This window comes from Micromonospora sp. NBC_01699 (assembly GCF_036250065.1).
In the GTDB taxonomy this organism is placed as follows: Bacteria; Actinomycetota; Actinomycetes; order Mycobacteriales; family Micromonosporaceae; genus Micromonospora_G.
On record NZ_CP109199.1, the window covers coordinates 536,977 to 563,059 of the forward strand.

General features: G+C 72.0%; 21 protein-coding genes. 12 read left to right on the forward strand and 9 right to left on the reverse strand.

Going from position 1 to position 26,083, the window contains the following annotated elements; all coding sequences use genetic code 11:
- Positions 1-17: 17 nt before the first annotated feature.
- Entirely contained in the window at positions 18-3,197 is a 3,180-nt protein-coding gene (locus OG792_RS02405; RefSeq protein ID WP_329106927.1) for a BTAD domain-containing putative transcriptional regulator, read from the reverse strand.
- A 183-nt stretch (positions 3,198-3,380) separates the two neighbouring features.
- Here OG792_RS02405 and OG792_RS02410 point away from each other — a divergent pair, with 183 nt between their 5' ends.
- Together OG792_RS02410 and OG792_RS02415 are read left to right on the forward strand one after the other, a co-directional pair.
- The gene (locus OG792_RS02410; protein WP_329106929.1) at positions 3,381-4,394 is read left to right on the forward strand and encodes a UDP-N-acetylmuramate dehydrogenase; all 1,014 of its coding nucleotides are present in this window, start codon (positions 3,381-3,383) and stop codon (positions 4,392-4,394) included.
- An 80-nt stretch (positions 4,395-4,474) separates the two neighbouring features.
- On the forward strand, positions 4,475-5,722 hold the full coding sequence (locus OG792_RS02415) for an amidase (protein WP_329106931.1): 1,248 nt from the start codon (positions 4,475-4,477) through the stop codon (positions 5,720-5,722).
- Here the strand turns inward: OG792_RS02415 and OG792_RS02420 are convergent.
- The 7 genes from OG792_RS02420 to OG792_RS02450 form a co-directional block, all read right to left on the reverse strand.
- A complete protein-coding gene (locus tag OG792_RS02420) occupies positions 5,699-6,895 on the reverse strand; it encodes an MFS transporter (protein WP_329106933.1) in 1,197 nt (398 codons plus the stop codon). The genes OG792_RS02415 and OG792_RS02420 overlap by 24 nt on opposite strands.
- Before the next feature lie 18 nt (positions 6,896-6,913).
- Entirely contained in the window at positions 6,914-8,347 is a 1,434-nt protein-coding gene (locus tag OG792_RS02425) for a hypothetical protein (RefSeq protein ID WP_329106935.1), read from the reverse strand.
- Positions 8,344-9,426, reverse strand: a complete 1,083-nt coding sequence (locus OG792_RS02430; RefSeq protein ID WP_329106937.1) for a substrate-binding periplasmic protein — start codon at positions 9,424-9,426, stop codon at positions 8,344-8,346. Before OG792_RS02430 ends, OG792_RS02425 begins: the two co-directional genes overlap by 4 nt.
- A gap of 152 nt (positions 9,427-9,578) precedes the next feature.
- Positions 9,579-10,157 (reverse strand): NADPH-dependent FMN reductase, encoded by a 579-nt coding sequence (locus tag OG792_RS02435; RefSeq protein ID WP_329106939.1) that lies wholly within the window; start codon positions 10,155-10,157, stop codon positions 9,579-9,581.
- Positions 10,158-10,243: 86 nt separating this feature from the next.
- Positions 10,244-10,966 carry a methyltransferase domain-containing protein gene (locus OG792_RS02440; RefSeq protein ID WP_329106941.1) on the reverse strand — a complete coding sequence of 241 codons (723 nt, stop codon included), beginning with the start codon at positions 10,964-10,966 and terminating at the stop codon, positions 10,244-10,246.
- A gap of 86 nt (positions 10,967-11,052) precedes the next feature.
- Entirely contained in the window at positions 11,053-11,367 is a 315-nt protein-coding gene (locus OG792_RS02445; protein ID WP_329106942.1) for a hypothetical protein, read from the reverse strand.
- A 66-nt stretch (positions 11,368-11,433) separates the two neighbouring features.
- Complete coding sequence (locus tag OG792_RS02450; RefSeq protein ID WP_329106943.1) at positions 11,434-13,071, reverse strand: ABC-F family ATP-binding cassette domain-containing protein; 1,638 nt, start codon at positions 13,069-13,071, stop codon at positions 11,434-11,436.
- A 96-nt stretch (positions 13,072-13,167) separates the two neighbouring features.
- Here OG792_RS02450 and OG792_RS02455 point away from each other — a divergent pair, with 96 nt between their 5' ends.
- From OG792_RS02455 to OG792_RS02470, 4 genes are all read left to right on the forward strand, one after another.
- Positions 13,168-13,920: an ROK family protein gene (locus OG792_RS02455; RefSeq protein ID WP_329106944.1), complete on the forward strand. Its 753-nt coding sequence runs from the start codon at positions 13,168-13,170 to the stop codon at positions 13,918-13,920.
- Between the two features lie 111 nt (positions 13,921-14,031).
- Positions 14,032-14,436: a tetratricopeptide repeat protein gene (locus tag OG792_RS02460; protein WP_329106946.1), complete on the forward strand. Its 405-nt coding sequence runs from the start codon at positions 14,032-14,034 to the stop codon at positions 14,434-14,436.
- An 18-nt stretch (positions 14,437-14,454) separates the two neighbouring features.
- Entirely contained in the window at positions 14,455-14,709 is a 255-nt protein-coding gene (locus OG792_RS02465; protein ID WP_326561197.1) for a Smr/MutS family protein, read from the forward strand.
- A gap of 363 nt (positions 14,710-15,072) precedes the next feature.
- Positions 15,073-17,361, forward strand: coding sequence for a glycoside hydrolase family 9 protein (locus OG792_RS02470; RefSeq protein WP_329106950.1), 2,289 nt, complete (start codon positions 15,073-15,075; stop codon positions 17,359-17,361).
- Between the two features lie 76 nt (positions 17,362-17,437).
- Here OG792_RS02470 and OG792_RS02475 read toward each other — a convergent pair whose 3' ends face one another.
- The gene (locus OG792_RS02475) at positions 17,438-19,870 is read right to left on the reverse strand and encodes a M28 family peptidase (protein WP_442932363.1); all 2,433 of its coding nucleotides are present in this window, start codon (positions 19,868-19,870) and stop codon (positions 17,438-17,440) included.
- A gap of 142 nt (positions 19,871-20,012) precedes the next feature.
- Here OG792_RS02475 and OG792_RS02480 point away from each other — a divergent pair, with 142 nt between their 5' ends.
- The 6 genes from OG792_RS02480 (at position 20,013) to OG792_RS02505 (ending at position 26,079) form a co-directional block, all read left to right on the forward strand.
- A complete protein-coding gene (locus OG792_RS02480; RefSeq protein WP_329106952.1) occupies positions 20,013-20,372 on the forward strand; it encodes a hypothetical protein in 360 nt (119 codons plus the stop codon).
- Between the two features lie 148 nt (positions 20,373-20,520).
- Positions 20,521-21,747 (forward strand): PP2C family protein-serine/threonine phosphatase, encoded by a 1,227-nt coding sequence (locus OG792_RS02485; protein WP_329106954.1) that lies wholly within the window; start codon positions 20,521-20,523, stop codon positions 21,745-21,747.
- The gene (locus OG792_RS02490) at positions 21,747-23,516 is read left to right on the forward strand and encodes a sensor histidine kinase (RefSeq protein ID WP_329106956.1); all 1,770 of its coding nucleotides are present in this window, start codon (positions 21,747-21,749) and stop codon (positions 23,514-23,516) included. The genes OG792_RS02485 and OG792_RS02490 overlap by 1 nt, the downstream gene beginning before the upstream one ends.
- On the forward strand, positions 23,513-23,965 hold the full coding sequence (locus OG792_RS02495; protein WP_329106958.1) for a response regulator: 453 nt from the start codon (positions 23,513-23,515) through the stop codon (positions 23,963-23,965). Before OG792_RS02490 ends, OG792_RS02495 begins: the two co-directional genes overlap by 4 nt.
- Positions 23,966-23,969: 4 nt before the next feature.
- On the forward strand, positions 23,970-24,767 hold the full coding sequence (locus OG792_RS02500) for an inositol monophosphatase family protein (RefSeq protein WP_329106959.1): 798 nt from the start codon (positions 23,970-23,972) through the stop codon (positions 24,765-24,767).
- Between the two features lie 235 nt (positions 24,768-25,002).
- Complete coding sequence (locus tag OG792_RS02505) at positions 25,003-26,079, forward strand: coiled-coil domain-containing protein (protein WP_442932364.1); 1,077 nt, start codon at positions 25,003-25,005, stop codon at positions 26,077-26,079.
- Positions 26,080-26,083 lie beyond the last annotated feature (4 nt).

The window sequence follows — 26,083 nt, forward strand, 5'->3', positions numbered from 1 at the left end:
GCGTACCGGAAGAAAGGCTAGGCGAGCAGGTCGTCCATCAGTTCCCGGATGCGGGCACCGACGGCCCGGACCGGCCGCTCCCGCCACGCATCGAGCAACGGCTCACGCTGCTCCTCGTTCCCGAGGGCGGCGGTGAGCCGTTCGCCGTCGCCGGGCGGGAACAGCCGGCCGAGGTTGGCCCCGATCCGGCCTCCCAGCACCCACAGTTCGCGCGCGGTCGGAAGATCGCCCCGGTGCGCGGCCAGCGCGGCACCGCCCAGCGCCCATGCCCCGACCAGGGGAAGGTCGTGCCCGGCCAGCGCCTCGTCGCGGGTGAGCGCCAACAGCGTGGCCGCGCGGGCGTCGGAGTCGTCGGCCGAGTTCGGCCGCACTTCGGCCACCCTCAGGTAGAGGATCGCGGCCGCCACCCGGAACATGATGCGCGGCTGCGACGGCAGCTCGTCGAACCCGGCGGCGGACCGGGCCACCAGGTCGGCGTAGGCGACCGTCTCGTCGTACCGCTCGCGCTGCCAGGCGAGGTGGGCCAGCCCGAGGTACGTCTGCGCGGTGTCCATCTCCCCGGCCGGACCCGCCGTCGCCGTCTCCCGCAACCGGTGCTCCGCCTCCGGGTCGCCGGCCAGGGCCAGCTGCACGTCCAGCACCACCCGGATCGACCGGGCGTCCTGCGTCGCACCGAGCAGGTCCATGTGCCGTACGCCCCGGGTCAGCCACTCGGTGGTCTGCGGGTCGCCCTGCCAGTTGCCGAACTGCCCGACGGCCTGCGCCGCGACCGCCATGCCCCAGTGGTCGCCGGCCACCTCGAACAGGCGGTACGCCTGCTCGGCGTCGGCGATCGACGCCTCGGGCATGCCGCCGTTCTCCCGTACGGCGGCGCGGGCGAACAGGCCAAGCCCCTGCACGTACGGGTCCGGGTGGGAGATCATCTCCTCGGCGCCCTTCATGTTCTGCTCCAGGTCGAACTTGTCGAACCCGGGCAGTGCCGACGCGAGTACGGTCCGCCTCGGCGAGACCTCACCGGGCCGCTCCGCGAACAGGGTCCGCAACGCCCGCCGGGCGAGTGCGGCCACCCGGAGCGGGCCGGTGATGCCGGCGTTGACACTGATCAGCAGGCAGATCCAGGCGAGCCGGTCGGCATTGGGCAGCGGCCTGCCGGTGGCCCGCCCGCCCAGGATCGCCGAGCGCCGCCGCAGCTCCGGTTCGTCGGCGTGCAGGAGTGCACGGGCCCAGCCGGTGACTTCGAGGTGCAGGCCGCGTACGGCCCACAGGTGGAACAGCGCGATGGCGATGTCGATCGAGGCGGGTTCGTCGTCCCGCCCGAGCGCCCAGCGCAGGCCCGCGATCAGGTTGTCCTGCTCGGTGGCGCAGCGCGCGAACGCGGCGAGTTGGCCGCTGCCGATGAGCTGGGCGGCGAGCGCGACGGACTGTTCCCTGGCCCAGTTGACCAGTCCGGCCATCGCCGGTTCCCGGTTGCCGGCGGCGTCGAGCCGGGCCTCGCCGTACTCGCGGACGGTTTCGAGCATTCGGTAACGGGGTGGCCCGTCGCCCTCGACCAGGGTCAGCAGGGACTGTTCGACCAGTGTTGCCAGCCCGCGCCGTACGTCCGGGGTTTGGGTGACCGCGGCGGCGAGGTCGGCGGTGAACGGTGCCGGGATGACCGCGAGGCGTTGTAGCAGCTCACGGTCGCCGGGGGCGAGCAGTTCGTGGCTCCAGTCGACCATCGCCCACAGGCTCGCGTGCCGCTCCGGCAGCCCCCGCAACGCGTCGTCGAGCAGCGCGAACCGGTCGGTCAGGCCGGCGAGTACGTCGTCGATCGGCATGTGGCGCAGCCGCGCCGCGGCGAGTTCGAGGGCCAGCGGCAGGTTGTCCAGCCGGTGGCACAGGGTGAGCGCGCGCTCGGTGTCCCAGGTCGGCACCGCTCCGCCGGCTCGCGCGCGCGTCTCGACCAGCCCGAGGGCGTCCGCGTCCGGCAACGCCGTCAGCCGGTGGACCAGTTCGCCGACCAGTCCCAGCGGGGCCCGGCTCGTCGCGAGCACCGCGACCTCCGGCGCGGCCGCCGTGAGCAGGTCCGCGACGACGACGGCCACGGCGTCGAGGACGTGCTCGCAGTTGTCCAGCACCACCAGCCCGTCGAGGTCGGGCGCGATCGTCCGCAACCGTTCCTCGGGGCTGAGTACCCGCCGGTCGAGACCCAGGTTGGCCCCGGTCGCGGAGGTGTCGGCGCCGCCGAGGGCCGCGAGCACCGTGGGCAGCACCTCGTCCGGCGCGCGCAGCCCCGCGAGCTCGATCACGCGTACGGTCCGCCCGGCGGCCGCCGCGCGTCGGGCGACCTCCGCGGCGAGCCGGGTCTTGCCCGCGCCACCGGTCGCGACGATGCTCACCAGCGGGGCGTCGATCAGCGCGCCGGTCACCTCGGCCACGTCCCGCTCCCGCCCGACGAGGGCGGTCGCGGAGCGGCGCCACGCGGCGGGCAGGGCGATCGTGGTCGGCCGGTGGGGTGTTTCCACGACGGCCGGGCCGGCGAGTTCTCCGCGCAGCAGGGCCAGGTGGACCTGGGCGATCACCGGCGACGGGTCGGTGCCGTACCGCTCGGCCAGTTCGGCGCGGAGCCGTTCGACCACCTCCAACGCCTCCGCGTCCCGCCCCTGGGCGGCCAGTACGCGTACCAGCAGCGCGGCCGACGGTTCATCCGGCGGCGTACGGGCGACGAGCCGGCGCAGATCGGCCTCGTCGTACGACCCGGAGCCGGCGAGCGCAGCCTGGGCGCGCAGCGTGACGATATCCGTGAACAGTCGGGTGTCTTCGGCGCTGCCCAGCTCGGGGACCTCGGGGAACAGGGCACGGGCCTGGTCGGCCAGCCGGCGCGCGCTGTCCGGATTACCCGTACGCAGGACGTTCCGCGCCCGTTCGGTCAGCGCGCGGGCCTCGACGGCGTCGACCTCGACCCGCTCGGGCGGGACGCGATATCCCCCCGGCACGGCGACCACGGGCAGCCCGAGGCGCCGCACCCGGGACACGAGCGCCTGTACGGCCCCGGTCGCGTCGTCGGGCGGGGTGCCGTCCCAGACGGCCTCGACCAGTGCCGCCGTGGACACCGCCCGTCCGCGCGCGCCGACGAGCTCGCGGACCACCGCCGCTAGCCGCTCGCCCCGAACCGGCTGGCCGTCGACGGCTAGCGGGCCGAGGATTGTGATCTGCACCGACCCAGCATCCCCCACTCCTCCGGTGCCCCGTCCACTACTACCCGCCACTCGTTCGTGCTTCCCGCCCGCCCGGTCCCGTGTGCCCCTCGGCCGGGGTCGGCGTGAGCGTCCACCGGCTGGCGAGGGCTACGGGTCCGATGCCCGGTACCCGTACTGGGCCGCTCGGTAAGCTATGCAGCCGTGACCACCACGTTTGCTGACCTGACCACCATGCGGATCGGCGGCCCGGTAGGGCGGCTGCACGTCGCCACCAGCGTTCCGCACGCCATCGAGCTGCTCGGCGCCGCCGGCGGCGCCGGAGATCCACTGCTGGTGATGGGCGGCGGGTCGAACCTCGTCGTCGGGGATGTGGGCTGGCCGGACACCGTGATCAAGATGGCGTCGTCCGAGCTCGACATCGACGGTGACCTGGTCACCGCCGCCGCCGGGGTCGAATGGGACGAACTGGTCAAGACGGTGGTGGGGGAGGGGCTCGCCGGCATCGAGGCCCTGTCCGGGATTCCGGGCTCGGTCGGCGGTACACCGGTGCAGAACGTGGGCGCGTACGGCAGCCTCACCTCGGACGTGCTCGACGCGCTCACCGTCTACGACCGGGAGACCGGCTCGGTGGAGCGCTGGCTCCCCGAGCAGTGCGGGTTCGGCAGCCACCGGCAGTCGGTGTTCAAGCACAGCGACCGCTGGGTGGTGCTCGACGTGACGCTGCGCCTGCGCCGCGACGGCCAGTCGAACCCGGTCACCTTTCCCCAGGTCGCCGAGCGGTTGGGCATCGAGGTCGGCGGTACCGCCGCCCCGGCGGACGTACGCGAGGCCGTCATCGCGCAGCGCCGCGAGCGGGGGATGGTGCTGAACCCCGACGACCACGACACCTGGAGCGTGGGCTCGTTCTTCATCAACCCGGTGCTCGCCGAGGTGCCCCGGCGCGCCGCCGAGGCACCGAGTCACCCGGACATCAAGGGGACCAAGCTCTCCGCGGCCTGGCTGATCCAGCACGCCGGCTTCCCGCCCGGCTACGGCCGGGACTGGGGCAACGGGACCGTCGCCCTGTCCAGCCGACACGCGCTCGCGCTGACCAACCGGGGCGGCGCCACGACCGCGGACGTGATGAAGTTCGCCGCGCACATCCGCGACGGTGTCGAAGCCCGGTACGACGTCCGCCTGAACCCGGAGTGCGACCTCGTCAACTGCTCGTTCTGAACAAACCGGTCCCCGGTGACCCTCCGGGCGGGCGGGAAAACGGCTGGCTCGGCACGAGCGGGCCGCAGTACCTTCCTCGCATGGTGACCTGGATCGAGCGGTTCGGACCGGGCACCGATCCCGACGACGGCACGCTGCGGGTGGCGGTCAAGGACGCCATCGACGTGGCCGGCACGGTCACCACCGCGGGCTGTGCGGCCGTACGTGACCTGGCTGTGCCCGCCGTCGCCGACGCCGCCTGCCTGGCCGGCGTACGGGCGGCCGGCGCCCGCATAGTCGGGAAGACCAACCTGACCGAGCTGTGTCTGAGCCCGGTCGGCGACAACGCCCTGTTCGGCACCCCGGTCAATCCGCTGGCACCGGATCGCATCCCCGGCGGTTCGTCCAGCGGCAGCGCGGTGGCGGTCGCGACCGCCGAGGCCGACCTCGCCCTGGGTACGGACACCGGTGGCTCGGTCCGCATCCCGGCCGCCTGCTGTGGCGTCGTCGGCCTCAAGACCACCTGGGGGCGGATCCCGACCGACGGGGTGTGGCCGCTGGCCCGCAGCCTCGACACGGTCGGCCCGCTCGCCCGGGACGTGGCCGGTGTCGTCACCGGGATGCGGTTGCTCGAACCGGCCTGGACCGTCGCTCCCGCGGCCGCCCGTACCGTCGGCCGGCTGCGGATCGATGGGGTGGATCCCGCCTACGAGCGGGCCGTCGACGCCGCGCTCGACGTCGCCGGGTTCAGCGTTCGCGCCGTACGGCTGGACGGGTGGAACGCCACCCACGCCGCCTTCGACACCATCGTGATCAGCGAGTTCTGGCAGGCCCACCATGCCCTGCTCGACGCGGACGGGATGAGCCCGCTCGCCAACGGGGCACTTCGCGCGGGCAGCGCGGTGAGCGTGGAGCAGTTGGCCGAGGCGAGGTCCGTGCAGCGGGCCTGGCGGGCGGAGCTGGCCTCGGCCCTGGCCGAGGTCGACCTGCTGGCCCTGCCGACGCTGGTTGCACCGCCACCGCTGTCGACCGACTTCGCCGGCTTCCCGCTCACCGCACTGACCGCACCCGTCAACCTCGCCGGCCTGCCCGCCATCGCGCTGCCGATTCCGGCGCCACCGCCGATCCCGGTGCCGGGCGCAGTCGTACCGCCGGGCGCAGTCGTACCGCCGGGCGCAGTCGTACCGCCGGGCGCGGCCGTGTTTACGAGCGCGGCCGTACCGCCGAGCCTGCAACTGGTCGGGCCCGCCTTCGCTGAGGACCTGCTCTGTGCGACCGCGCTCGTGGTCGAGAGCCGGCTGCGGTGGTCGGCGCCCGTCGGGTCGTCACCGCTCGGCGACCGGGGGTAGGACGGGCGCGTCGGCCCGGATCCGGCGAATTCCCGGTACGGCCAGGCCGACGAGCAGCACACCGACGCCGGCCCAGATCCCGAACGCGAAGGATGTGGAGTGCTGCGCGGCCAGCACCCCGAGACCGGGCCGGGCCACGGCGATGCCGACCCCGCCGACACACGCGACCACCCCGAAGATCGTCGCGCGTACGGCTCGCGGGGTGACCTCGTTGGTGAAGACCTCCAGCACCGTCAGGCCGAGGGTGTACCCGAATCCCATCAGCGGCAGGAACAGGAACGGGCCGAGCCAGTCCACCTGGTTGGTCGCCACCAGCGCGGCCAGGATGAGCAGGAACGCCGTGGCCAGTGCCGTCGGGCGGTGCACCGGCCGGACGTATCCGGCGACCAGCCCGCCGAACACCGAGGCGGCCGCGAACACCCCGTACATCCAGCCGGTGACCTGCGCGGACAGGCCCAGTTCGAGGGCCAGGGGCTGGAACAGGATGCGGGCGCTCCAGCCGAACAGCAGCAGCAGGCCGCCGAGCCACACGGCACGCCGTACGCGGGGGTTGGCCGCCGCCGCCCGGATGTCCGCCAGCACCGAGCCGAGGGTGGCGACCACCCGTGAACCGGCGATCTCCGGCAGCGTGTACGCGAGCAGGAACGCCACCCCGGCCAGTACGGCGGTGACGGTGAACGGCAGCCGGTGGTCCACCTCGTAGAGATAACCAGCCGCCAGCAGCGAGACGAGTACGGACCCGTTGCCGACCGCCCGTACGAGTCCGAACGCCCTGGCCGGATCGATGTCGAGCTCGTCTTGGGCGCACAGTTCGTAGAGGTAGGTACTGGCCGCGCCGGACGACAGCGCCCACAGCACACCCCAGAGCACCCATGCGCCGAACAGCACCCGCACCGAGTCGATCTGCGTGATGGCGGTGAAGGTCAGCACCGTGGCGCCGGCCAGCGCCAGGTAGGTACGCCGTCGCCCGATCCGGTCGGCGACCAGACCCACCGGGAACTCGCAGATGACCGAGACGATCCGGAACACCCCATCGGCGAGCACGGCGGTGGTCAGCGGGAAACCGAGGTCGAGCAGGTAGATCAGCCAGATGGGGAACCAGAACTGCACTTCGAGCAGGAACTGGGTGATCGTCAGCGTACGGATCGGGCGGCTGCGCAGAGCTGTTCTCATCGGGTCCGATCGCGTCCGTCAGGCCCGGTCGCGGCGGAAGAACAGGTACATGATCACCAGTAGCAGTGACACCACCCCGGACGCGATCAGGATGGCGTCCGCCGGCTGCGCGGCGACCCACTCCACCATGGACGAACGACCCAGGTCGTATGCGGCCATGTCCGGGTCGTTGGCCATCGACCGCCCGAACTCGGTCACCGCGAGCGCCGTGGCGAGGATGGACGTCACGCCGATGCCCAGCAGGATCAGGTCGGTGAACATCCCGGACCGAGCCGTACGCCGGGCGGCCAGTTCGGCGAGCCGACGGTCGCAGATCTCGATCTTGAACCGTACGGGTTGGGCCAGGAGGCCGTCGTAGTCCCAGAACTCCAGGATCGCGTCCATCTCCACCCGTACCGCGCGCTTGAGGTACTTCGAGAGATCCTGCCGCTCCATGATGATCAGCTCGGCCCGCTGGCTCAGGCTCAACAGCTGCCCCCTGAGCTGGTCGAGCTCCCACCGGGAGGCGGCCACCGCCGCCGAATCAGCGAGGATCTTCGACAGCCGGGTGTCGATCCGGTCCAGCGTGCCGTAGAACACCTGCGCGTAGCGCAGCGCGTCCCACTGGTCCCGGAACGGGTCGCCGGGCAGCATCCGGCCGCCTGCCCCGGTGCGGTCCATGAAAATGTAGTTCAGCCAGCGGACCAGGTGCTCCAGATCGCCGGCCAGCAGCCGGTCCGCCGGGCTGCGGACGTCACCGGCCAGCACCACGTCCTTGACCCAGTGCCGGGTGACCGCGTCGGCCCCCGGCTGCGCCGGATCCAGTACGAGGCTGCGGGTGACCCAGAGCGGTTCGCCGAACTCCGCCGTCAGCGGGTCCTCCTCCGGCGTCGCCGCCACCAGGATCCGGCCGTCCCGGTCGGCCCGCCGGAGCAGGCGCAGCACCGGATCCAGGTACCGGGTGACCGTCTCCCGCGCCACCCGTTCACCCATCGCCACCGCCGCGGCCTGGAGTTGGTCGAGACGCCCGGCCAGGCCGGCGGGGTCCTCGGTGGGCCGTGGGTCGACGTCGGCCAGCATCTCCAGCAGCATCAGGCCGTGGTCGTAGAGCCGGAAGCTGATCTCGGTGACCCCGGCGTGCGGGGCGGTGGTGACGCCGACGAACTCGCCCGGCAGGTGCTCGGGGTAGAGCGTGCCGGTGAGGACGTGCATGGTGCGTTCGACGGCGTGGTCGCTGATCACGCGGTAGAGGTTCAGCGAACTCGTCGGCCGGGTGTGTTCCAGCACCACGGTCGGGGACCGTCGGGGTCCATCCGGTGGTACGTCGTCCGGCGCCCGTTCCGCCAGCAGTTCGTCCACCGCCGGCTGCTGGTCGGCCCAGAAGCGCGCGTACCCCTGCGGGTCGCGCAGGGAGGCCCCGGGTACGGCGTAGTAGTCGACCACCACCGGGGCCAGGATCCGGAGCTGGATCACGACGGCTCCGTACCGAGCAGCAGGGCGCGGGCGTCGACGTGCAGCACCCGGCCCTGCGCCGGCCCGTTGGTGACCTTCACCCGGACCAGGATCCGATCCGGCGGCGGGCCGGGGCTCGCGCCGAACGCCTCGGGCCAGGCCAGCACCTGTGCGCGGGTGCCCTTCGGGGCGAGCAGCACCAGTTTGCCGTCCTGGTCCAGGAGTTCCACCAGACCCGTCCCGCCGACCGGGATCAGGGTCACCTCGCGTCGCCCGGACGGTTCGAGGTCGGCGACGATGTCCTCGTACTCCTGGCTCTGGCGCATTTTCGCCAGCGTCGCGTTGAACCTGGCCATCACCGTGGCGGCCTCGTTGCTGTCCGCCATCATGAAGTACAGGCCCTCCATCGAGTGCACCAGCGGGTTGTCGCCCGGCAGGTGGCCGAAGTCCGCGGCGTCACCGGCGAAGGACGGGTCGGCGAGCACCGCCCGGCCGGAGAGCAGCCCCTCGGCGAGCACGTCTATCCGGCCGTCGGCGAGCGCCCGGAAGCCCTCCAGGGCGGATCCGAACCGCACGAATTCGTCAACCGCCGACTCCAGTTCGCCCCAGTAGTCGTACCCGTCGATGGCGCCGACCCGCAGCGCGCCCAGGTCGGCGGCGGACGAGACGGTCGGTTCGCCGTTGCGGCGGTTGTAGAACAGCACGTACTCGAAGTCGACCAGCGGGTCGGAGAGCAGGAAGTCGGTACGCCGGGACTCGCTACCCACCAGCGGGAACGCTCCGACGGTGGCGCCGGCGGCGACCTGCTCCTCGGCCAGCGACCAGGAGGTGTACCTGACCTCGGGGGAGTAACCGGACCGGCTCAGCACCTCGACCACCAACCGGGTGACCGGTCCGCCGGAGGGCAGCTCGGGGCCGACGAACGGTGCCCACGAGCCGCTGGAGACCAGCACCGCCCTGGACGGTGTGGTCGGCGAACCGCGCAGCCCGATGGCCACGATCCCGGTGGCCACGACCACGGCTGCCACCAGGACCAGTGCCGGCGCCCAACTCCGAAGCGGCTTCAGCAGGGCGGACAGCCGCCGCGAGTTCGGGGTCACGGACGGATGCTATCCGCGCGAATCCACAGTCGACGGATGAGTGTCGTCCTACGGTCACGTTCGACCACCATCACGTCACGCATCGTCATGCCCCGATCGAAGCACGGATGCGAACGTTCCGACAGGGTGCCCGACGATCGAGGCGGTACGGGTCAGGCGGAGGGGATCTCGCGCATCGGCTTGAGCGCCAGCGCCCACCGGGCCAGCTCGTCGAGCAGCGCCGTCGCCTGGGTCTCCATCTGCTCGGTCGGCCGGATCTCGGTCCCGTCCTCGCTGCGCAGGGACATCACGAACGGGATCATGACCGACTCGTTCAGCGGCACCATCTTCAGCGCCAGCAAAACCGGCTTGATCTGCTGCTGGGCTCGGGTACCGGCGGCGATCCCGCCGTAGCTGACCAGGCCGATCGGCTTGTACTGCCACTCGTTGTGCAGGTAGTCGATGGCGTTCTTCAGTGGCGCCGTGTAGCCGTAGTTGTACTCCGGCATCACCAGCACGTACGCGTCCCCGGCGTCGATCTTCGCGCTCCAGTCCAGGGCGTGCTGGCCCTCGTACCGGCGCATCCGGGGATGGTTCGGCTCGTCCATCATCGGCAGGTTCAACTCGGCCAGGTCGATCAGCTCCACGTCGAAGGCGCCGTGCTTGGCCGCGCGGTCGAAGAACCACTCGCCGACCGGCAGACCGATCCGGCCGGGGCGGGTGCTGGCGATGATGACGTGCAGCTTGGGCATGCCGCGTACGTCCCCTCTGGTGCGGTACGACTCCCTGGCCCGACCAGCCTCTCACGGCCGGCACGCGGTGACTCCGGGGGAGTCGTTCACTCGAAGAAGCGGGCCAGGTGGCTGCTCGTGGGCTCCGGGTCGCCGGGCTCCAGCGGGGTCAGGTCGGCGAAGATCGACGCGCCGTCGCAGCCGGCGTGCAGCGGGTACCAGCGCGGGGTGCCCGGTGGCCGCGAGCAGATCCCCTTGATCGTCTGTACGTCCAGCAGCCGTACGTGGGTCGGGTCGGCGACCGCGTTCACATGCCCCCACCAGGGGCTCATGATGTGCAGGGTGCCGCCCGGCCGGAGCACCCGGTGGCACTCGTCGACCAGGGACAGGAAGTCGATCAGGTGCTCCAGGATGTGCACCGTGAAGATCACGTCGATCGAGTTGTCGGCGAGCGGCAGCGCCCCGGACAGGTCCGCCTGGGCGTCCACCCCGTCCGCCCGGCGCAGGTCCAGGCCCAGGTTCTCCGGGTACTGCTTCGCCGCGCCGCAGCCGAGGTCCATCACCACCGGTTCCCGGCCGCCGACCCGGATCCGGGACCAGACCGCGAGCACCCCGTCGAACCGCCCGACCAACTGCTTGACCAGCCGCAGTTGCCGCAGGTCGGCGACGTCGCCGGTCAGGTGCGCCACGCCCCGGTCGAAGCGGACGTCGACCGCCACCCCGCGCATCCGATCGTCGTGCTCGGCCAGATCGGCGCACGCCTGCGTGAGGAAACCGTCGATCTCCCGCAGCCGCTCGCCGGAGGACGCCGTACGTGCCAACGCGACCATGGGCCCACCTCCCGGCCCGGCCTACCCACGATCGGCCCGGCCATGCCCCGCCGCCACCGCTTTTCCGGCGGCGGCAGGAGCCGGCGTCAGCGGGGCGAGGGGCGGCGGCCCAGCCGGGTGGCCCGGATCCGCTGCCGGGGCGGGGTCGGCGGCAGCACCCGTTTCAGGTGGTATCGGTGCAGCTCGGCGGTGCCCTCCATCGAGCTGTCGTCGGTGACCGCGACCAGGTCCCAGCCCTGGAGCCCGGCCCGGTTCAGGTGCTCCAGCGCGGTTTCGCCGTACGCCGAGACGTCGAGCATGGAGCCGTCCGGGCCGTACCAGGTGTAGATGAGTTCCCAACCGGTGTCCTCTAGCCGGGCCTGCCGGCGCCGTACGAGCAAGGCGTACTCGAACTGGACCATGGGCTCATTGTCGTCTATTCCGGCAGGTCGGCAAGGCGAAGACGGCGGCGACCCGCCGGGGCCGGGTCAGCGTTCGGTCACCCGGCCGCCGTCGACCTCGACGTGCCGGGTGGTCCGGACCGCCGCAAGCATCCGGCGATCGTGCGTGACCAGCAACAACGTCCCCGGGTACGCGTCCAGCGCCGATTCCAGCTGCTCGATCGCGGTCAGGTCGAGGTGGTTCGTCGGCTCGTCCAGCACCAGCAGGTTCACCCCACGGGCCTGGAGCAGGGCGAGCGCCGCCCGGGTCCGCTCACCCGGGGACAGGGTCGCCGCCGGGCGCAGTACGTGCGCGGCCCGCAGCCCGAACTTCGCCAGCAGGGTCCGTACGTCGGCCGGCGCCAGTTCCGGTACGGCGGCGCCGAACGCGTCGACCAGCGGCTGGTCGCCGAGGAACAGTCCCCGGGCCTGGTCGACCTCGCCGACCACCACCCCCGGCCCGAGCGAGGCGTGCCCGGCGGCCAGCGGCAGTCGCCCCAGCAGGGCGCCGAGCAGGGTGGACTTGCCGGCGCCGTTGGCCCCGGTGATCGCCACCTTCTCGGCCCAGCCGATCTGGAGGTCGACCGGCCCGAGGGTGAAGCCGCCCCGGTCCACCACCGCGCCACGCAGCGCGGCGACGATCGTACCGGCGCGGGGTGCGGCGGTGATCTCCATCCGCAGCTCCCACTCCTTGCGTGGCTCCTCGACCACGTCCAGCCGTTCGATCAGCTTCTCGGTCTGCCGGGCCTTCGCCGCCTGCTTCTCGCTCGTCTCACCGCGCATGTGCTTGGCGATCTTGTCGTTGTCCGGTGCCTTGCGGCGGGCGTTGCGTACGCCCTTCTCCATCCAGGCCCGCTGGGTACGCGCCCGCGCCTCCAGCCCGGCGCGGGTGTCGGCGTACTCGTCGTAGTCGGCGCGGGCGTGCCGGCGGGCCACCTCCCGCTCCTCCAGGTAGGCGGCGTAACCACCACCGAAGAGGCGCACCTGCTGCTGCACCAGGTCGAGTTCCAGCACGGCGGTGACGGTCCGGGTGAGGAACTCCCGGTCGTGGCTGACCAGCACGGTGCCGGCCCGCAGACCGGTGACGAACCGTTCCAGCCGGTCCAGACCGGCCAGGTCGAGGTCGTTGGTCGGCTCGTCCAGCAGGAAGATGTCGTACCGGCTGAGCAGCAGCGAGGCCATGCCGGCGCGGGCCGCCTGGCCACCGGAGAGGGTGGTCATCGGGGCGTCCAGGTCGACCGTGAGCCCGAGTTCGGCGGCCACCTGCTCGGCCCGCTCGTCGAGGTCCGCCCCACCGAGCGCGAGCCAGCGTTCGAGCGCGGTCGCGTACGCGTCGTCAGAGCCCGGCAAACCGGCGGTGAGCGCCTCGGTGGCCTCGTCCAGGGCGGCCTGCGCCGCACTGACCCCGGTACGCCGGGACAGGAAGTCCCGGACGGCCTCGCCCGGCCGCCGTTCCGGCTCCTGGGGCAGGTGCCCGACGCCTGCGCCGGGCGGGTTGAGCTGCACCGTGCCCTGTTCCGGCGGCTGAAGCCCGGCGAGGGTACGCAGCAGCGTCGACTTGCCGGCGCCGTTCACCCCGACCAGCCCGATCACGTCGCCCGGGGCGACGACCAGGTCCAGCCCGGTGAACAGGACACGGTCCCCGTGTCCGGCGGTCAGGTCCTTGGCGATCAACGTGGCACTCATGAGAACGCCGATGTTATCCGCCCGGCTGCCACGATCGCCGGGCATATCCGGCCGGGCGGGCGGCGCGCGGTGCCGGCGTCGGGGCAGACTGGGCCGGTGGCGACCACTCTCGCGATCGACTGCGGCGGCGGCGGGTTGAAGGCGTCGGTGCTGGACGAGGCGGGGACGATGCGGGCCCGGCCGATCCGGGTGCCGACCCCGTACCCGTTGCCGCCCGCGCTCTTCGTCAAGACCCTGGTGGATCTCGGCGGACAGCTGCCGGCGGCGGACCGGGTCACCGTCGGGATGCCCGGCATGCTGCGCCACGGCGTGGTGGTCGCGACCCCGCACTACATCACCCGCGCCGGCCCCCGGACCAAACCCGACCCGGAGCTGACCGCCGAGTGGTCCGGCTTCGACGCCCGGACCGCGCTCACCGACGCGTTCGGCCTGCCGGTGCTGGTCCTCAACGACGCCGAGGTACACGGCGCCGGGGTGGTCGCCGGGACCGGCTCGGAACTCGTGCTCACCCTCGGCACCGGCCTGGGCTGCGCACTGTTCGACGGCGGCACGCTCGCCCCGCACCTGGAGCTGTCGCAGGCGCCGGTGCGCTGGGGGATGAGCTACGACACCTACATCGGCGAGCACGAACGCCGCCGGCTGGGCGACGGGTTCTGGTCCCGACGGGTACGCGGGGTCGTCGAGGGTCTGCGCCCGGTCTTCCACTGGGACCGGCTCTATCTCGGCGGCGGCAACTCGCGGCTGATCCGCCCGGAGCAGCTTGCCCGGATGGGCGACGACGTGGTGGTGGTACCGAACACGGCGGGCATTCTCGGCGGTGTCCGGGCCTGGGCGATCTCCGCCGGCTGAGCGGCTGGGCGCTGGCGCGGGCGAGAACGGCGACGGGAACAGTCGCTATCCGTGCGGTGTTGTGTCAGCGTCAGTGGGGACTGGTTGATACGGGACGAGGGGGTAGGTCTGATGGATCTTCTGGCTGAGTACCGGCGGGCGACCATGTTCTTCGAGACCGGGGACCCGAGCGGGGCGGCCCGGTTGCTGGAGCCGATCGTCGAGGCCGAGCCCACGAACACCTCCGTACGGCAGCTGCTGGCTCGCGCGTACTTCCAGTCGGCCCAGCTCGGCCGGGCCGAGGAGCAGTTGCGGGTGCTGGTCGACCGTGACCCGAGTGACCACTACGCGCACCATGTGCTGGGCCGGACCCTGGAGCGGGTCGGGCGGGCGCCGGAGGCGCTGCGGCACCTGCGGATCGCGGCGGCGATGCATTCGGAGAACGACGACTACCAGACGGCGTTGCGGCGGGTGGAGACCAAGGTCGGCGGTTCCCGCCGGGGTGACCTGCCTACGATGGGTTCCCATGGGAGCTGACCGGGGGATGGGCGTGCGATGAAGCTCAAGCTCGACCTGCACGACATCTTCAACCGGGGGCAGGACATCGACCGGGCGCTGCGCGGCATCATCGACGAGGCGGTGGCGAAGAAGGCCACCCTGGTCGAGATCATCCCCGGCAAGGGTTCGGGCCAGCTCAAAAAGCGGGTGCTGCGCTTCCTCGACCAAAAGGAAATCAAGCAGATCTACCACCGCGTAGAAAAGGACTCGAACAACTTCGGCCGAGTCTTCGTCCACTTCCGCTGGAAATAACCCCTCCAACCCCTCCCCTCCCTCCCCCCACGGGCCCCTACCTGCTCGTCGATCTAGGGCGAATACGTGTTAGTCGATCTCTAATCACACGTATTTCCCCTAGATCGACGGGGTGTGGGGGGTGTGGGGGGTGTGGGGGGTGTGGGGGGTGTGGGGGGTGTGGGGGGTGTGCGGGTGTGTGTGGTGGGGGTGGGGGGCTGGGGGCGGTTGTGGTGGGTGGGAGCGAGATATTGACATGCCTGAAATGCGCTGTCAATATCGCCCTACTCGCTGGGAGCGCTTCCATGACCTTGGGTGCCGTGACCCGTACGCGGTGGTGATGTCGCGCCCGGCGGGACCGTGTCCTCCACCGAAAGGACTCCCGTGCGAAACCGACCACCCACCCGGCGTGCCGCACCGCTCGCCGTACTCACCGTGGCCGCGCTGGCCAGCACCGCACTTAGCGGCCCGGCCGCGTACGCCGAAGATCCCGAGCCCGGACCCGAGCAGATAGTCAACGGCACCTTCGACGGCGGTCACGCCCCCTGGTGGGGGACCGGCAACCTCACCCTGGACAGCGGCGGCGGGCGGCTCTGCGCCGCCGTACCCGGTGGCACGGTCAATCCGTGGGACGTCATCATCGGCCAGGACAACGTCCCGCTGGTCGCCGGTGAGACATACGAGTTCCGGTTCTTCGGCACCGCCAGCCCGGCCAGGGTCGGCAAGGCGCTGGTGCAGTTGCCGGTCGACCCGTACACGCAGTATCTGTCCGCCAATCCCGAGCTGAGTGTCTCCGGCAACGACTACCGCTACACCTTCACCTCCCCGGTCGACCTGCCGAACGCCCAGGTCGCCTTCCAACTCGGCGGCAGCGTCGAGCCGTGGACGGTCTGCCTGGACAACGTCTCGCTGCGCGGTGGCGCGGCACCCGATGTCTACGTACCGGAGACCGGCCCGAGGGTCCGGGTCAACCAGGTCGGCTACCTGCCGAAGGGCCCGAAGAACGCCACCGTGGTCACCGATGCCACCGCCGCGCTGCCCTGGCACCTGCGCAACCGGAGCGGCCGGGTGGTGGCCAGCGGCCGGACCGTCCCGCGTGGACTCGACTCCTCCTCCGGGCAGCGGGTGCACTCGATCGACTTCGGTCGCTACACCGACACCGGCAGCGGCTACACCCTGGTCGCCGACGGGGAGACCAGCCGGCCGTTCGACCTCGGCACGGACTTCTACGAGCGGCTGCGTACGGACGCGTTGAAGTTCTACTACACCCAGCGCAGCGGGGTGGAGATCCTCGACCGGTTGCGCCCCGGCTATGGCCGTCCGGCCGGTCACGCCGGCCTCGCCCCGAACCAGGGCGACACCGCCGTGCCCTGCCAACCCGGTGTCTGCGACTACACTTTGGACGTCTCCGGCGGCTGGTACGACGCCGGCGACCACGGCAAGTACGTGGTCAACGGCGGCATCTCGGTGCACCAGCTGATGAGCGAGTACGAACGCTCCCGCCGGGCCGACACCGCCCAGCCGTGGCAGCTCGGCGACCGCACCCTCGACCTGCCGGAGAGCGGCAACCGGGTGCCGGACATCCTCGACGAGGCGCGCTGGGAACAGGAGTTCCTGCTCAGCATGCAGGTCCCGGCCGGCAAGCCGAAGGCCGGCATGGCCCACCACAAGATCCACGACGACTCGTGGACCGGGCTGCCGCTGCTGCCCCATCTTGACGACAAGCGGCGCGAACTGCACCCGCCCAGCACCGCCGCCACGCTCAACCTGGCCGCCACCGCCGCGCAGGCGGCCCGCGTCTTCCGCCCGTACGACCGGGGGTTCGCCGACCGCAACCTGCGCGCGGCGAAGGCCGCCTGGGCCGCGGCCAGGGCGAACCCAACGGTGTACGCCGACCCGGCCGACGCCAACGGCGGCGGCGCCTACAACGACAACGACGTCAGCGACGAGTTCTACTGGGCCGCCGCCGAGCTGTTCCTCACCACCGGGGCGCGCGAGTACCGCGACGCGGTGCTCGCCTCGCCGCACCACACCGGCGACGTTTGGCGGGAGCGCGGCTTCGACTGGGGCAACACCGCCGCACTCGGCCGGCTCGACCTGGCCACGCTGCCCAGCTCGCTGCCGGACCGCGAGCGGGTCCGGGCGTCGGTGGTCCGGGGCGCCGACCGCTACCTGGCCACGATCGAGACCCATCCGTACGGGGTGCCGTACGCACCGGCCGACAACCTGTGGGACTGGGGTTCCAACAACCTGATCATCAACAACGCGATAGTGCTGGCCACCGCCTTCGACCTGACCGGCCGGGACCGCTACCGCGACGGGGTGCTGGAGACGATGGACTACCTGTTCGGCCGCAACGCGCTGAACCAGTCGTACGTGACCGGCTACGGCGAGGTGGCCGCCCGCAACCAGCACAGCCGCTGGTACGCCCACCAGCTCAACCCGGACCTGCCGAACCCGCCCCGAGGCACCCTCTCCGGTGGCCCGAACTCGGCTATCCAGGACCCGGTGGCGCAGCAGAAACTGCGCGGCTGCGCGCCGCAGTTCTGCTACCTCGACGACATCGAGTCCTGGTCGACGAACGAGCTGACCATCAACTGGAACGCCCCGCTGGCCTGGATCGCGGGATTCGTCGCCGACCAGGACGACGGTGCCGCCCACCCGCACCACTGACCGGCGTACGGAAGGGCCCCTGGTCACGCACACCAGGGGTCCTTCCATACAACTCGGTTGGAGCCTTTCGTACGGCTCAGTAGGAGTAGGTGTGGGCGACGGCGACCATCTCCGAGGTGTGCGAGCCGACCACGCCCACCCCGGCCGGGCGCGGACGGAAGCCGGGCAGCCCGGACAGGCCGTCGCTGCCGTCCATCGCCCGCAGTGACACCGGGCCGCCAAGGGGCGTGAGCACCAACTCGATCTCGATCCCGTCGGCCGGCGGGGCGTGGAAGACCAGCCCGAACGACCACGGTCCGCCGTCGGGAGCCACGGTCACCGGGACGTCACGTCCCGCGACCGTCGCCCGTTGCACCGTCGCGGTCGACGCGGCCACGTGCAGGCCGACCAGACGCACCTGCCGTTGCGGGGCCAGACGCAGCCGCAGGGTACGCCGATCACCGTCGGTCCGGTCGGCGAGCACGGTCAACGCCGGGGCGGGCAGCGCCGCCGCCTGTGCCGGACCGGCGAGCACGTCCTTGGGGCCGAGCGCCGGGAAGTCGGCTCGGGTCGAGACCGGTGTGTCGACGTACCCGGCGGTCCACGGTTGCGGGTCGGCCTCCTCGCTGAACCAGCGGGCCGTACCGGTGTCGGTGTCGAGCGCGTACATCAGGTGGGTCGGCACCGGATGCGCGGCATCGAACCGGTCGACCACCAGGCCGGTCCCGGCGAGCACCAGCGCGGCGAGCGCCGCCGCGAGACCCGGCACCGCGCCCGGCCACCGCCTGGCGGCCGCTACCCCCGCCGGCTCGCCCGCCGGTCCAGTGCCGGGCGGTCCAGTGCCGGGCGGTGCGGGGTGGAACAAGTCGAGGACCGGTAGCGCGCCGAGCCCGAGCATGACGGCGAACAGCGCCGCCACCCCGCCCATCGCCATGCCCAGCGCCGGGAACAGCAGCATCACGGTCGGCAGCAGGATGAGCACCCCGATCCCGGCGCCGGCGGTCACCGCGACCACCGCCCAGCGGCTGCCCGGCCGTACGGCGAGGGCCACCAGCGCGCCGCCCGCGCCGGCCAGCGCGGGCAGGGCGGCCAGGTACGACCCACCCGGAGTGAGTACGGCGAGCAGCACCCCCAGTACGGCCAGCCAGCCGAACCCGCCGACGGCCAGTGCCGCCGTCCCGATCCGGCGACGGAACAGCGCGTACCAGCCGAGCAGTACGGCGGCGGCCAGCGCCAGCACCGCCAGTCGATACCACAGCGGGCGGTACGGGTCGAGCAGCTCGGCGTAGCCGGGCCGGATGGTGGTGATGCCCAGCCAGAGCAGCTGCGCCAGCACCGGTGCGACCACTATCGGCAGCAGGGCCAGCCCGAAGCCGGCGCCGATCCGGGACCGGGTGGCCTGCCCCCGGCGCCGGGTCAGCCAGCCGAGCAGACCGACCGCGGCGACCGCGAGCAGGGCCAGTGGCCAGGTCAGCCAGCCGGGGTAGCGGACCAGGGTGCCGGGCAGCGGGAAGTAGGTGGCGTCGTCGCCGGCGCGCAGGTCGGCCAGGTCGGTGGAACCGAACTCGCGGGCCAGCGCCAGCGCGTTGTCGCCGTGCTGCTGCACACTGCGCCGGTCGACCGTGGCCGGTGTGTCCAGCGGGGTGTGGTAGATCGCCCCGCCGTCCAGGTAGGCCGAGTTCAGACCGGTGAAGCCGTGGTCGAGAAAGGCGGTGAAGTCGGTGTCGTTCGGCAGCAGCCGGTAGACCTCGACCGCGAACGAGGTGCCGACCGGGTGCGGGGCGGCCCGGCCGAAGACGCCGACCAGGCCGGCGTTGTCCGGCGAGGTTTCGAACATGATCACCGGCCCGGTGCTGCCGCGCGCCTCGACGTTGAGCACCACGCCGCCGTCGGCCGCGAGCGGGTGCCCGGACGCGAACGCCGAAGCGCCGCACAGGCATGCCTCCTCGGCGTCGGTCAGCACGAACACTATGTCGTTGCGGGGGCGGGGACCGGTGCTCAGCGCGCGGGCCACCTCCAGGATGGTCGAGGTCCCGACCGCGTCGTCGTTGCCGCCCGGCCCGGAGGGCACCGCGTCGTAGTGGGCGACCAGGAAGATCCGACCGGTCGGATCGGTGCCGGGGATGCGGGCGACGACGTTGCGTACCCGGCCCAGGGTGGTGCCGCCCGCCGCGCCGCTGAGCTGACCGGCCTCCTCGGCCACCGTGTCCTGGATCTCGGTGGACAGGCCGAGGTCGCGCAGGGTGCCTTCGAGGTACGTCCGGACCCGGTCGTTGGCGGGGCTGCCGGCGGGGTGCGGGCGCGCCGCGACGATGCCCACGTGCTCGGCGGCCCGATCGGCGCTGAACCGGTCGGCGGGGGCGTCGGCGCCGACCGGGGCCGGCGTACGCAGGTCGAGCAGTGCGGCGGCGCCGATCGCGACCAGCACGGTCAGCGCGGCGGCGGCGACCGACCAGCGCCGGGCGACTCGGACCGGTCGGACCGGTCGGGCGGGTGCGTGTCCGGGTGGTGACGGGGCGGGTGCGGCCACGGTTTCTCCTGGGGGAAGGGGGGTCTTCCTGGGGCGCGGGTGATCAGTGTTACCGGTGCGTACGGTCCGCGCTATCCGAGCCGTGGCCGGGTGCCGGTGGGTGACTGACGGTTGGCCCCGGTTGTCGCATAGCGTGGGGCGTATGACCCCGGTTCTTGAGCCTGATCCGATCGACCTGCTGCGGCAGTTCGTCGAGCGGGTGGCGCCGTACGACCCGGATCCGTCGGGTTCCCCGGTGGCTTCGGTCGAGCTACGGCACCGGCACGCCACCGAGCGTCTCGCGCTCACTCCGTACCTGGTCCGGGCGCTGGGCGCCGCACTGGCCGGCTACCGTGATCCGGGCGACCGGGGCCGCTGCGCGGAGTGCGGCGGCCGGCGGCTGGACGACAACCTGCACTGCCTCGACTGCGGTCGGCTGCACGGGATCCTCGGCGAGGTGATCGCCGCCCGCGCCGCGCGCATGTCACCGGAAGCGGGCCCGATCGGCGGTCCGGTCGGATGATCGGCCAGTCGGCGCGGGTCACCGCGTTCCCCGTGTTGTGTGGCAGCGTTGGTTGGTACAGGATCAGCAGGTTGATCGCGAAGGAGCAGGAGATCAGTATCGAGGATCCCCGATCCGGGACCGGTCCGCAGCGGTACGGAGTGCCGGTATGACCGGTTCTTCCGTGGTGCCCCAGCGGACGTACCCGCACGGTGGGCTCAGCCGGCATCCGAATCTGCCGGCGGGCGAGCGGTTGCGGGTGCTGCTGGTCGAGGACGATGAGGGCGACGCCTTCCTGGTCGGTGAACTGCTCGCCGAGACCCAGTCGGCGATCGACCTGCTGGTGGCGACGAGCCTCAACCAGGCCCGGCAGCAGATCGCCGGGGTGGACTGCGTACTGCTCGACCTCGGGCTGCCGGACGCCGAGGGGTTGGACGGGCTCCGCCAGGTCCTGGCCATGTCCACCGGTGCGGCGGTCTGCGTGCTCACCGGCCGCCAGGACGAGCGGCTCGGCGTCGACGCGGTCGCCGAGGGCGCCCAGGATTACCTGGTCAAGGGGCAGGTCGACGGGGTCCTGCTGTCCCGGGCGCTGCGCTACGCGGTCGAGCGCAAGCGGGCCGACGAGAACGCCCGGCGGCTGCGCGAGGTGGAGTTGCGCCAGGCGGAGTCGGCCCGGCTGGAGCGCGGCCTGCTGCCGCAGCCGCTGATGGACACCGACCAGGTCGAGGTGCACACCTTCTACCGGCCCGGCCGGCACGCCGCCCTGATCGGCGGCGACTTCTACGACGTCGTCCAGACCACCCCGAACCGGGTCGACCTGATCGTCGGCGACGTCTGCGGGCACGGGGTGGACGAGGCGGCGCTCGGCGTCGAGCTGCGGGTCGCCTGGCGGGCCCTGGTGCTCGCCCGGGTGCCGGACGACGAGGTGCTGCCCGCGCTGGAGCAGGTGCTGATGAGCGAGCGTCGGCTCCGGGAGATCTTCGCGACGGTCGCCACCGTACGGCTGGACCTGGCCGCGAACCGGGCCACCTTCCGGCTCGCCGGGCATCCGCCGCCGCTGCTGCTCTCCGGTGGCCGGGTCGCCCCGGTGCAGGTCCCGGGCGGGTTGCTGCTCGGGGTCCGCCCCCGCCCGCCGATCGCCTTCGATCTCGCCTTCGACACCGAGGACTGGTCTTTGTTGCTCTACACCGACGGATTGATCGAGGGGCGGGTCGGCGAGGGGCCGGACCGGCTCGACGTACCGGGGCTCGGTGGGCTGGTCGCCGACCCGAGGACGCGGGGCGTGCCGCTGGCCGAGCTGCCGGGCTGGCTGGTCAGCCGGGCCGAGGAGCTCAACGGCGGCCCGCTCGCCGACGACGTGGCGATGCTGCTGGTCAGCCGGGGCGGGGGTCGCTGATGAGTACGGCAACTTCGGCCCTGCGCCCGTACGGCTGGAGCCTGCGCCGCCGGGTCACCGCGCTACTCGTGGTGGTGGGCTCGGTGCTGGCCCTGCTCGCCGTCGGCGAGGCGCTGGTGGCCAACGCGAACCGGACCCACCTGGACACCCTGTTGACCAAGACCGGTCCGCTGCGTACCGACGCGGAGTCGTTGCCGACCGCGCTGGTCGACCAGGAGACGGCCGTACGCGGTTACGCGGTCAGCGGTGACCGGGCGGACCTGGCGCCGTACGACGAGGGGATCGGGCAGGAGGGCGTCCTGATCTCCCGGATGGACGCGCTGCTCGACGACCAGCCGGAGATCCGCCGGCAGTTGCACCTGGTCCGGGACCAGGCGGAGCGATGGCGGGCGGAGGTGGCCCAGCCGATCGTCGACGCGACCACCAGCGGCGGCCCGAGCGCCGGCCAGCTGTTGGTCAACGAGCGGGGGCGGCAGCAGTTCGACGCGCTGCGCGGCTCGACCAGCCGGTTGCAGGAGCTGATCCTCGACCTGCGCAACGAGGTCGCCACCAAGGCCCGCAAGACCGGTAACACCCTGGTCCTGCTGCTCATCCTCGCCGGGGTGGTGGTGGTCCTGGCGGGGGTGGCCCTGCTGGTGTCGCTGAACCGGGCGGTGATCGGCCCGGTGACCCGCCTGGCCGAGCAGGTACGCGCGGTCGCCCAGGGCGACTACCAGCGCGACATCGAGCAGACGGGCCCACCCGAGCTGGCCCTGCTCGCCGCCGACGTGGACGCGATGCGCCGCAAGATCGCCGCGGACCTGGCCGAGGTACGCGAGGCGCGTACCCGGATCGAGTGGGTCAACAGCCAGCTCCAGAAGCAGGCGGAGGAGCTGGTCCGGTCCAACCGTGACCTGGAGCAGTTCGCCTACGTCGCCTCGCACGACCTCCAGGAGCCGCTGCGCAAGGTGGCGAGCTTCTGCCAGCTGCTGCAACGCCGGTACGCCGGCCAGCTCGACGAGCGCGCCGACCAGTACATCGCGTTCGCCGTCGACGGCGCCCAGCGGATGCAGCGCCTGATCAACGACCTGCTCGCGTTCTCCCGGATCGGCCGGCTCACCACCGGTTTCGCCGAGGTCGACCTGAACCAGGTGATGGGCGATGTCGCCGGGCAGACCGAGGCGGCCCGGCAGTACGCCGGTGGCGAGCTGACCTGGTCCGACCTGCCGGTGGTGCTGGGCGAGGAACCGTTGCTGACCAACCTGCTGGCGAACCTGGTCAGCAACTCGTTCAAGTTCCGCCGCCCGGACGTTCCGCCGCTGGTACGGATCTCGGCCCGCCGGGTCGACGACGAGTGGGAGATCAGCTGCGAGGACAACGGCATCGGGATCGAGCCGGAGTTCGTGGACAAGGTCTTCGTGATCTTCCAGCGGTTGCACTCGAAGGACGCGTACCCGGGCACCGGGATCGGGCTGGCGATCGTGAAGAAGATCGTCGAGTACCACGGTGGGCGGATCTGGGTCGACCTGGAGGCCACCGAGGGGACCGTCATCCGGTTCACCCTGCCGGTGACGGTGGAGGTCGAGCAGCCGGAGACGGTGGAGGTCGACCAGCCGGAGACGGTGGAGGTCGACCAGCCGGAGCTGGCCGCCGCGCCGGCCGTACCGGGGCAGTCCGCCGGCCCGGACGGATCGCGACCGGACGACGACAACTCGAACGAGCCGGACGGACCGGCGGCCGCTGGGCCGGACGGACCGCAGACCGGTGGGATGAAGGAGATCGTGGCATGACGGCACCACCGGACGGCAGAAGTCCGATAGAGGTCCTGCTGGTCGAGGACGACCCCGGGGACGTGCTCATGACGCAGGAGGCGTTCGAGGAGCACAAGCTGCGCAACCGGCTGACCGTGGTCTGCGACGGCGCGGAGGCGCTGGCGTACCTGCGGCGCGAGGGCCAGTACTCGGACGTCACGCTGCCGGACCTGATCCTGCTCGACCTCAACCTGCCCCGCCGCGACGGTCGGGAGGTGCTGCGGGAGATCAAGAACGACGAGCAGCTCTGCCGGATCCCGGTGGTGGTGCTGACCACCTCGCAGGCCGACGAGGACATCCTGCGCAGCTACCAGCTGCACGCGAACGCGTACGTGACCAAGCCGGTCGACTTCGAGCGGTTCATCACGGTGGTCCGGCAGATCGACGAGTTCTTCGTCAGCGTGGTGAAGCTCCCGCCGCGGGGCTGACGCCATGATCGATGAAGTGGGGGCGTTGCTCAGGACCACCGCGGCCGAGGTCATCCTGCCGCTCTTCGGTCACCTGGGGCGGGCCGACGTGTCCGAGAAGGCCCCCGGCGAGCTGGTCACGGTCGCCGACCGGCGGGCCGAGCGGGTCCTCGGCGAGGGACTGCTGCGGCTGCTGCCCGGGTCCGTCGTGGTCGGCGAGGAGGGCGTCGCCGCCGACCCCGCGATCCTTGCGCACCTGCACGGTACGGTCCCGGCCTGGCTGGTCGACCCGCTCGACGGGACCGCCAACTTCGCCGCCGGACGGGAGCCGTTCGCGGTGATGGTGGCGCTGTTGGAGGCCGGGGTGATCCGGGCGAGTTGGATCCTCGACCCGATCGCCGACCGGCTGCTGACCGCCGAGGCGGGGCGCGGGTCGTACCTTGACGGGGTGGCGGTGCGGCCGACGGTCGACGCTCCGGCGACGGCGCTGCGCGGCGCGGTGATGTCCCGGTTCCTGCCGCCGGCCTGGCGGTCCTCGGTCGAGGCCGGCGCCCACCGGCTCGGTACGGTCCTGCCCGGTCAGCACTGCGCCGGCCGCGAGTACGCCGACATCCTCACCGGGGCCCAGCAGTTCGCGCTCTTCTGGCGCACGCTGCCCTGGGACCACGCGCCCGGTGTGCTGCTGTTGCAGGAGGCGGGCGGGGTGGCCCGACGCTTGGACGGGGAGCCGTACCACCCGGCCGACGACCGGGACGGACTGCTCGTCGCCGCCGACGAACAAACCTGGCACACGGTACGGGAGACGCTGCTCCCCGACGTCTGACCGGCGCCCTTGGCGTGATCATCGGCACCTTCGGTGTGACCGCCGATACAGAGTGTGAATGATGTGTTTCACTCACCGGCGACTATGCGATGTGGTGAGCCGTAGGGCCGACAGCGTGCCCGTGGTCCGGTAGTGTGACCCCCGGTCTCTCGCCCGGAGGCGCCACATCCGGCGCCGGCGGTGGCCGCCGCCGAAAGAGCTACCAGGTAACCGGGGTAGGCGGCCGACGGAAGGAATGGCTTTCGTGCCTCGCAGGACGGCCAGGATCCGGCGCCGCGCGTCGGTAACGCTCGCGGCACTGCTCGCCGCCGTTGTGGTCGCCACCGGAACCCCCGCCGCCGCCGCGGCGCCCGCCACCCGTACTCTCGGTTACGGGCCACTCGCGTTCGCGCCGAGCGGTCCCGGTGAGGAGGGCGGCAGCAAGGCCCTGCGCGACACGCTCGAAGCCGTCTCCAAGGGACACATCGAGGCCAAGGCCAAACTCGACAATTCGGTCAAGCGTCAGGCGGCACTCACCGCCGAGCTGACCAAGGTCGAGACCCGGCTGGTCGAGCTGAACGCGATTGTCGCCGAGGTCGCCGTCGAGTCCTACCGGCTCGGCCGGCTCAGTGCCGTCGCCACCCTGCTCAACAGCGTCTCACCGGAGGCGTTCCTGGAGCGGGCCGCCGGGCTGGAGGTGATGGCCCAGCGCGACGACAAGCAGCTCCGGGCGCTCACGCAGGCCCGCGAGGAAGCGACCCGGGCCAAGGCCGCGATCGACAACGAGGTGCGCGAACAGCAGAAGCAGCTCGCCGTCATCGCCAAGCGCAAGACGGACGCCGAACGCGCGCTCGCCGCCGTCGGCGGCAAGAGCGCCACCGGCTTTGTCGCCGCCAACTCGCCCTCGGCCAAGTCGGCCCCGAAGAACTCCGACGGCTCCTGGCCGAAGGAGTCCTGCACCGTCAACGACCCGACCACCTCCGGCTGCATCACCCCGCGCACCCTGCACGCGATGAACCAGGCCAAGGCCGCCGGCTACAAGCGCTACGTCTCCTGCCACCGCCCCAGCGGCGGCGGGGAACACCCCAAGGGACGCGCCTGCGACTTCTCCTCCGCGACCGACGGCTTCAAGGACGCCGACGCCACCGGTGGCGACCGCACCTACGGCAACAACCTCGCCGCGTACTACGTGAAGAACGCCGGCTCGCTCGGCGTGCTCTACGTCATCTGGTACCGACAGATCTGGATGCCCGGCACCGGATGGCGGTCCTACAACGGCGGCGGCAGCCCGGCCGGCGACCACACGAACCACGTTCATCTCTCGATGGTTTGACGCG

Excerpts from the sequence above, each read along its gene's own strand:
- OG792_RS02415 (WP_329106931.1), top strand. The coding sequence starts at position 4,475 with ATGGTGACCTGGATCGAGCGGTTCGGACCGGGCACCGATCCCGACGAC.
- OG792_RS02420 (WP_329106933.1), bottom strand. The coding sequence starts at position 6,895 with ATGAGAACAGCTCTGCGCAGCCGCCCGATCCGTACGCTGACGATCACC.
- OG792_RS02435 (WP_329106939.1), bottom strand. The coding sequence starts at position 10,157 with ATGCCCAAGCTGCACGTCATCATCGCCAGCACCCGCCCCGGCCGGATC.
- OG792_RS02440 (WP_329106941.1), bottom strand. The coding sequence starts at position 10,966 with ATGGTCGCGTTGGCACGTACGGCGTCCTCCGGCGAGCGGCTGCGGGAG.
- OG792_RS02445 (WP_329106942.1), bottom strand. The coding sequence starts at position 11,367 with ATGGTCCAGTTCGAGTACGCCTTGCTCGTACGGCGCCGGCAGGCCCGG.
- OG792_RS02450 (WP_329106943.1), bottom strand. The coding sequence starts at position 13,071 with ATGAGTGCCACGTTGATCGCCAAGGACCTGACCGCCGGACACGGGGAC.
- OG792_RS02460 (WP_329106946.1), top strand. The coding sequence starts at position 14,032 with ATGGATCTTCTGGCTGAGTACCGGCGGGCGACCATGTTCTTCGAGACC.
- OG792_RS02465 (WP_326561197.1), top strand. The coding sequence starts at position 14,455 with ATGAAGCTCAAGCTCGACCTGCACGACATCTTCAACCGGGGGCAGGAC.
- OG792_RS02480 (WP_329106952.1), top strand. The coding sequence starts at position 20,013 with ATGACCCCGGTTCTTGAGCCTGATCCGATCGACCTGCTGCGGCAGTTC.
- OG792_RS02485 (WP_329106954.1), top strand. The coding sequence starts at position 20,521 with ATGACCGGTTCTTCCGTGGTGCCCCAGCGGACGTACCCGCACGGTGGG.
- OG792_RS02490 (WP_329106956.1), top strand. The coding sequence starts at position 21,747 with ATGAGTACGGCAACTTCGGCCCTGCGCCCGTACGGCTGGAGCCTGCGC.
- OG792_RS02495 (WP_329106958.1), top strand. The coding sequence starts at position 23,513 with ATGACGGCACCACCGGACGGCAGAAGTCCGATAGAGGTCCTGCTGGTC.
- OG792_RS02500 (WP_329106959.1), top strand. The coding sequence starts at position 23,970 with ATGATCGATGAAGTGGGGGCGTTGCTCAGGACCACCGCGGCCGAGGTC.
- OG792_RS02505 (WP_442932364.1), top strand. The coding sequence starts at position 25,003 with ATGGCTTTCGTGCCTCGCAGGACGGCCAGGATCCGGCGCCGCGCGTCG.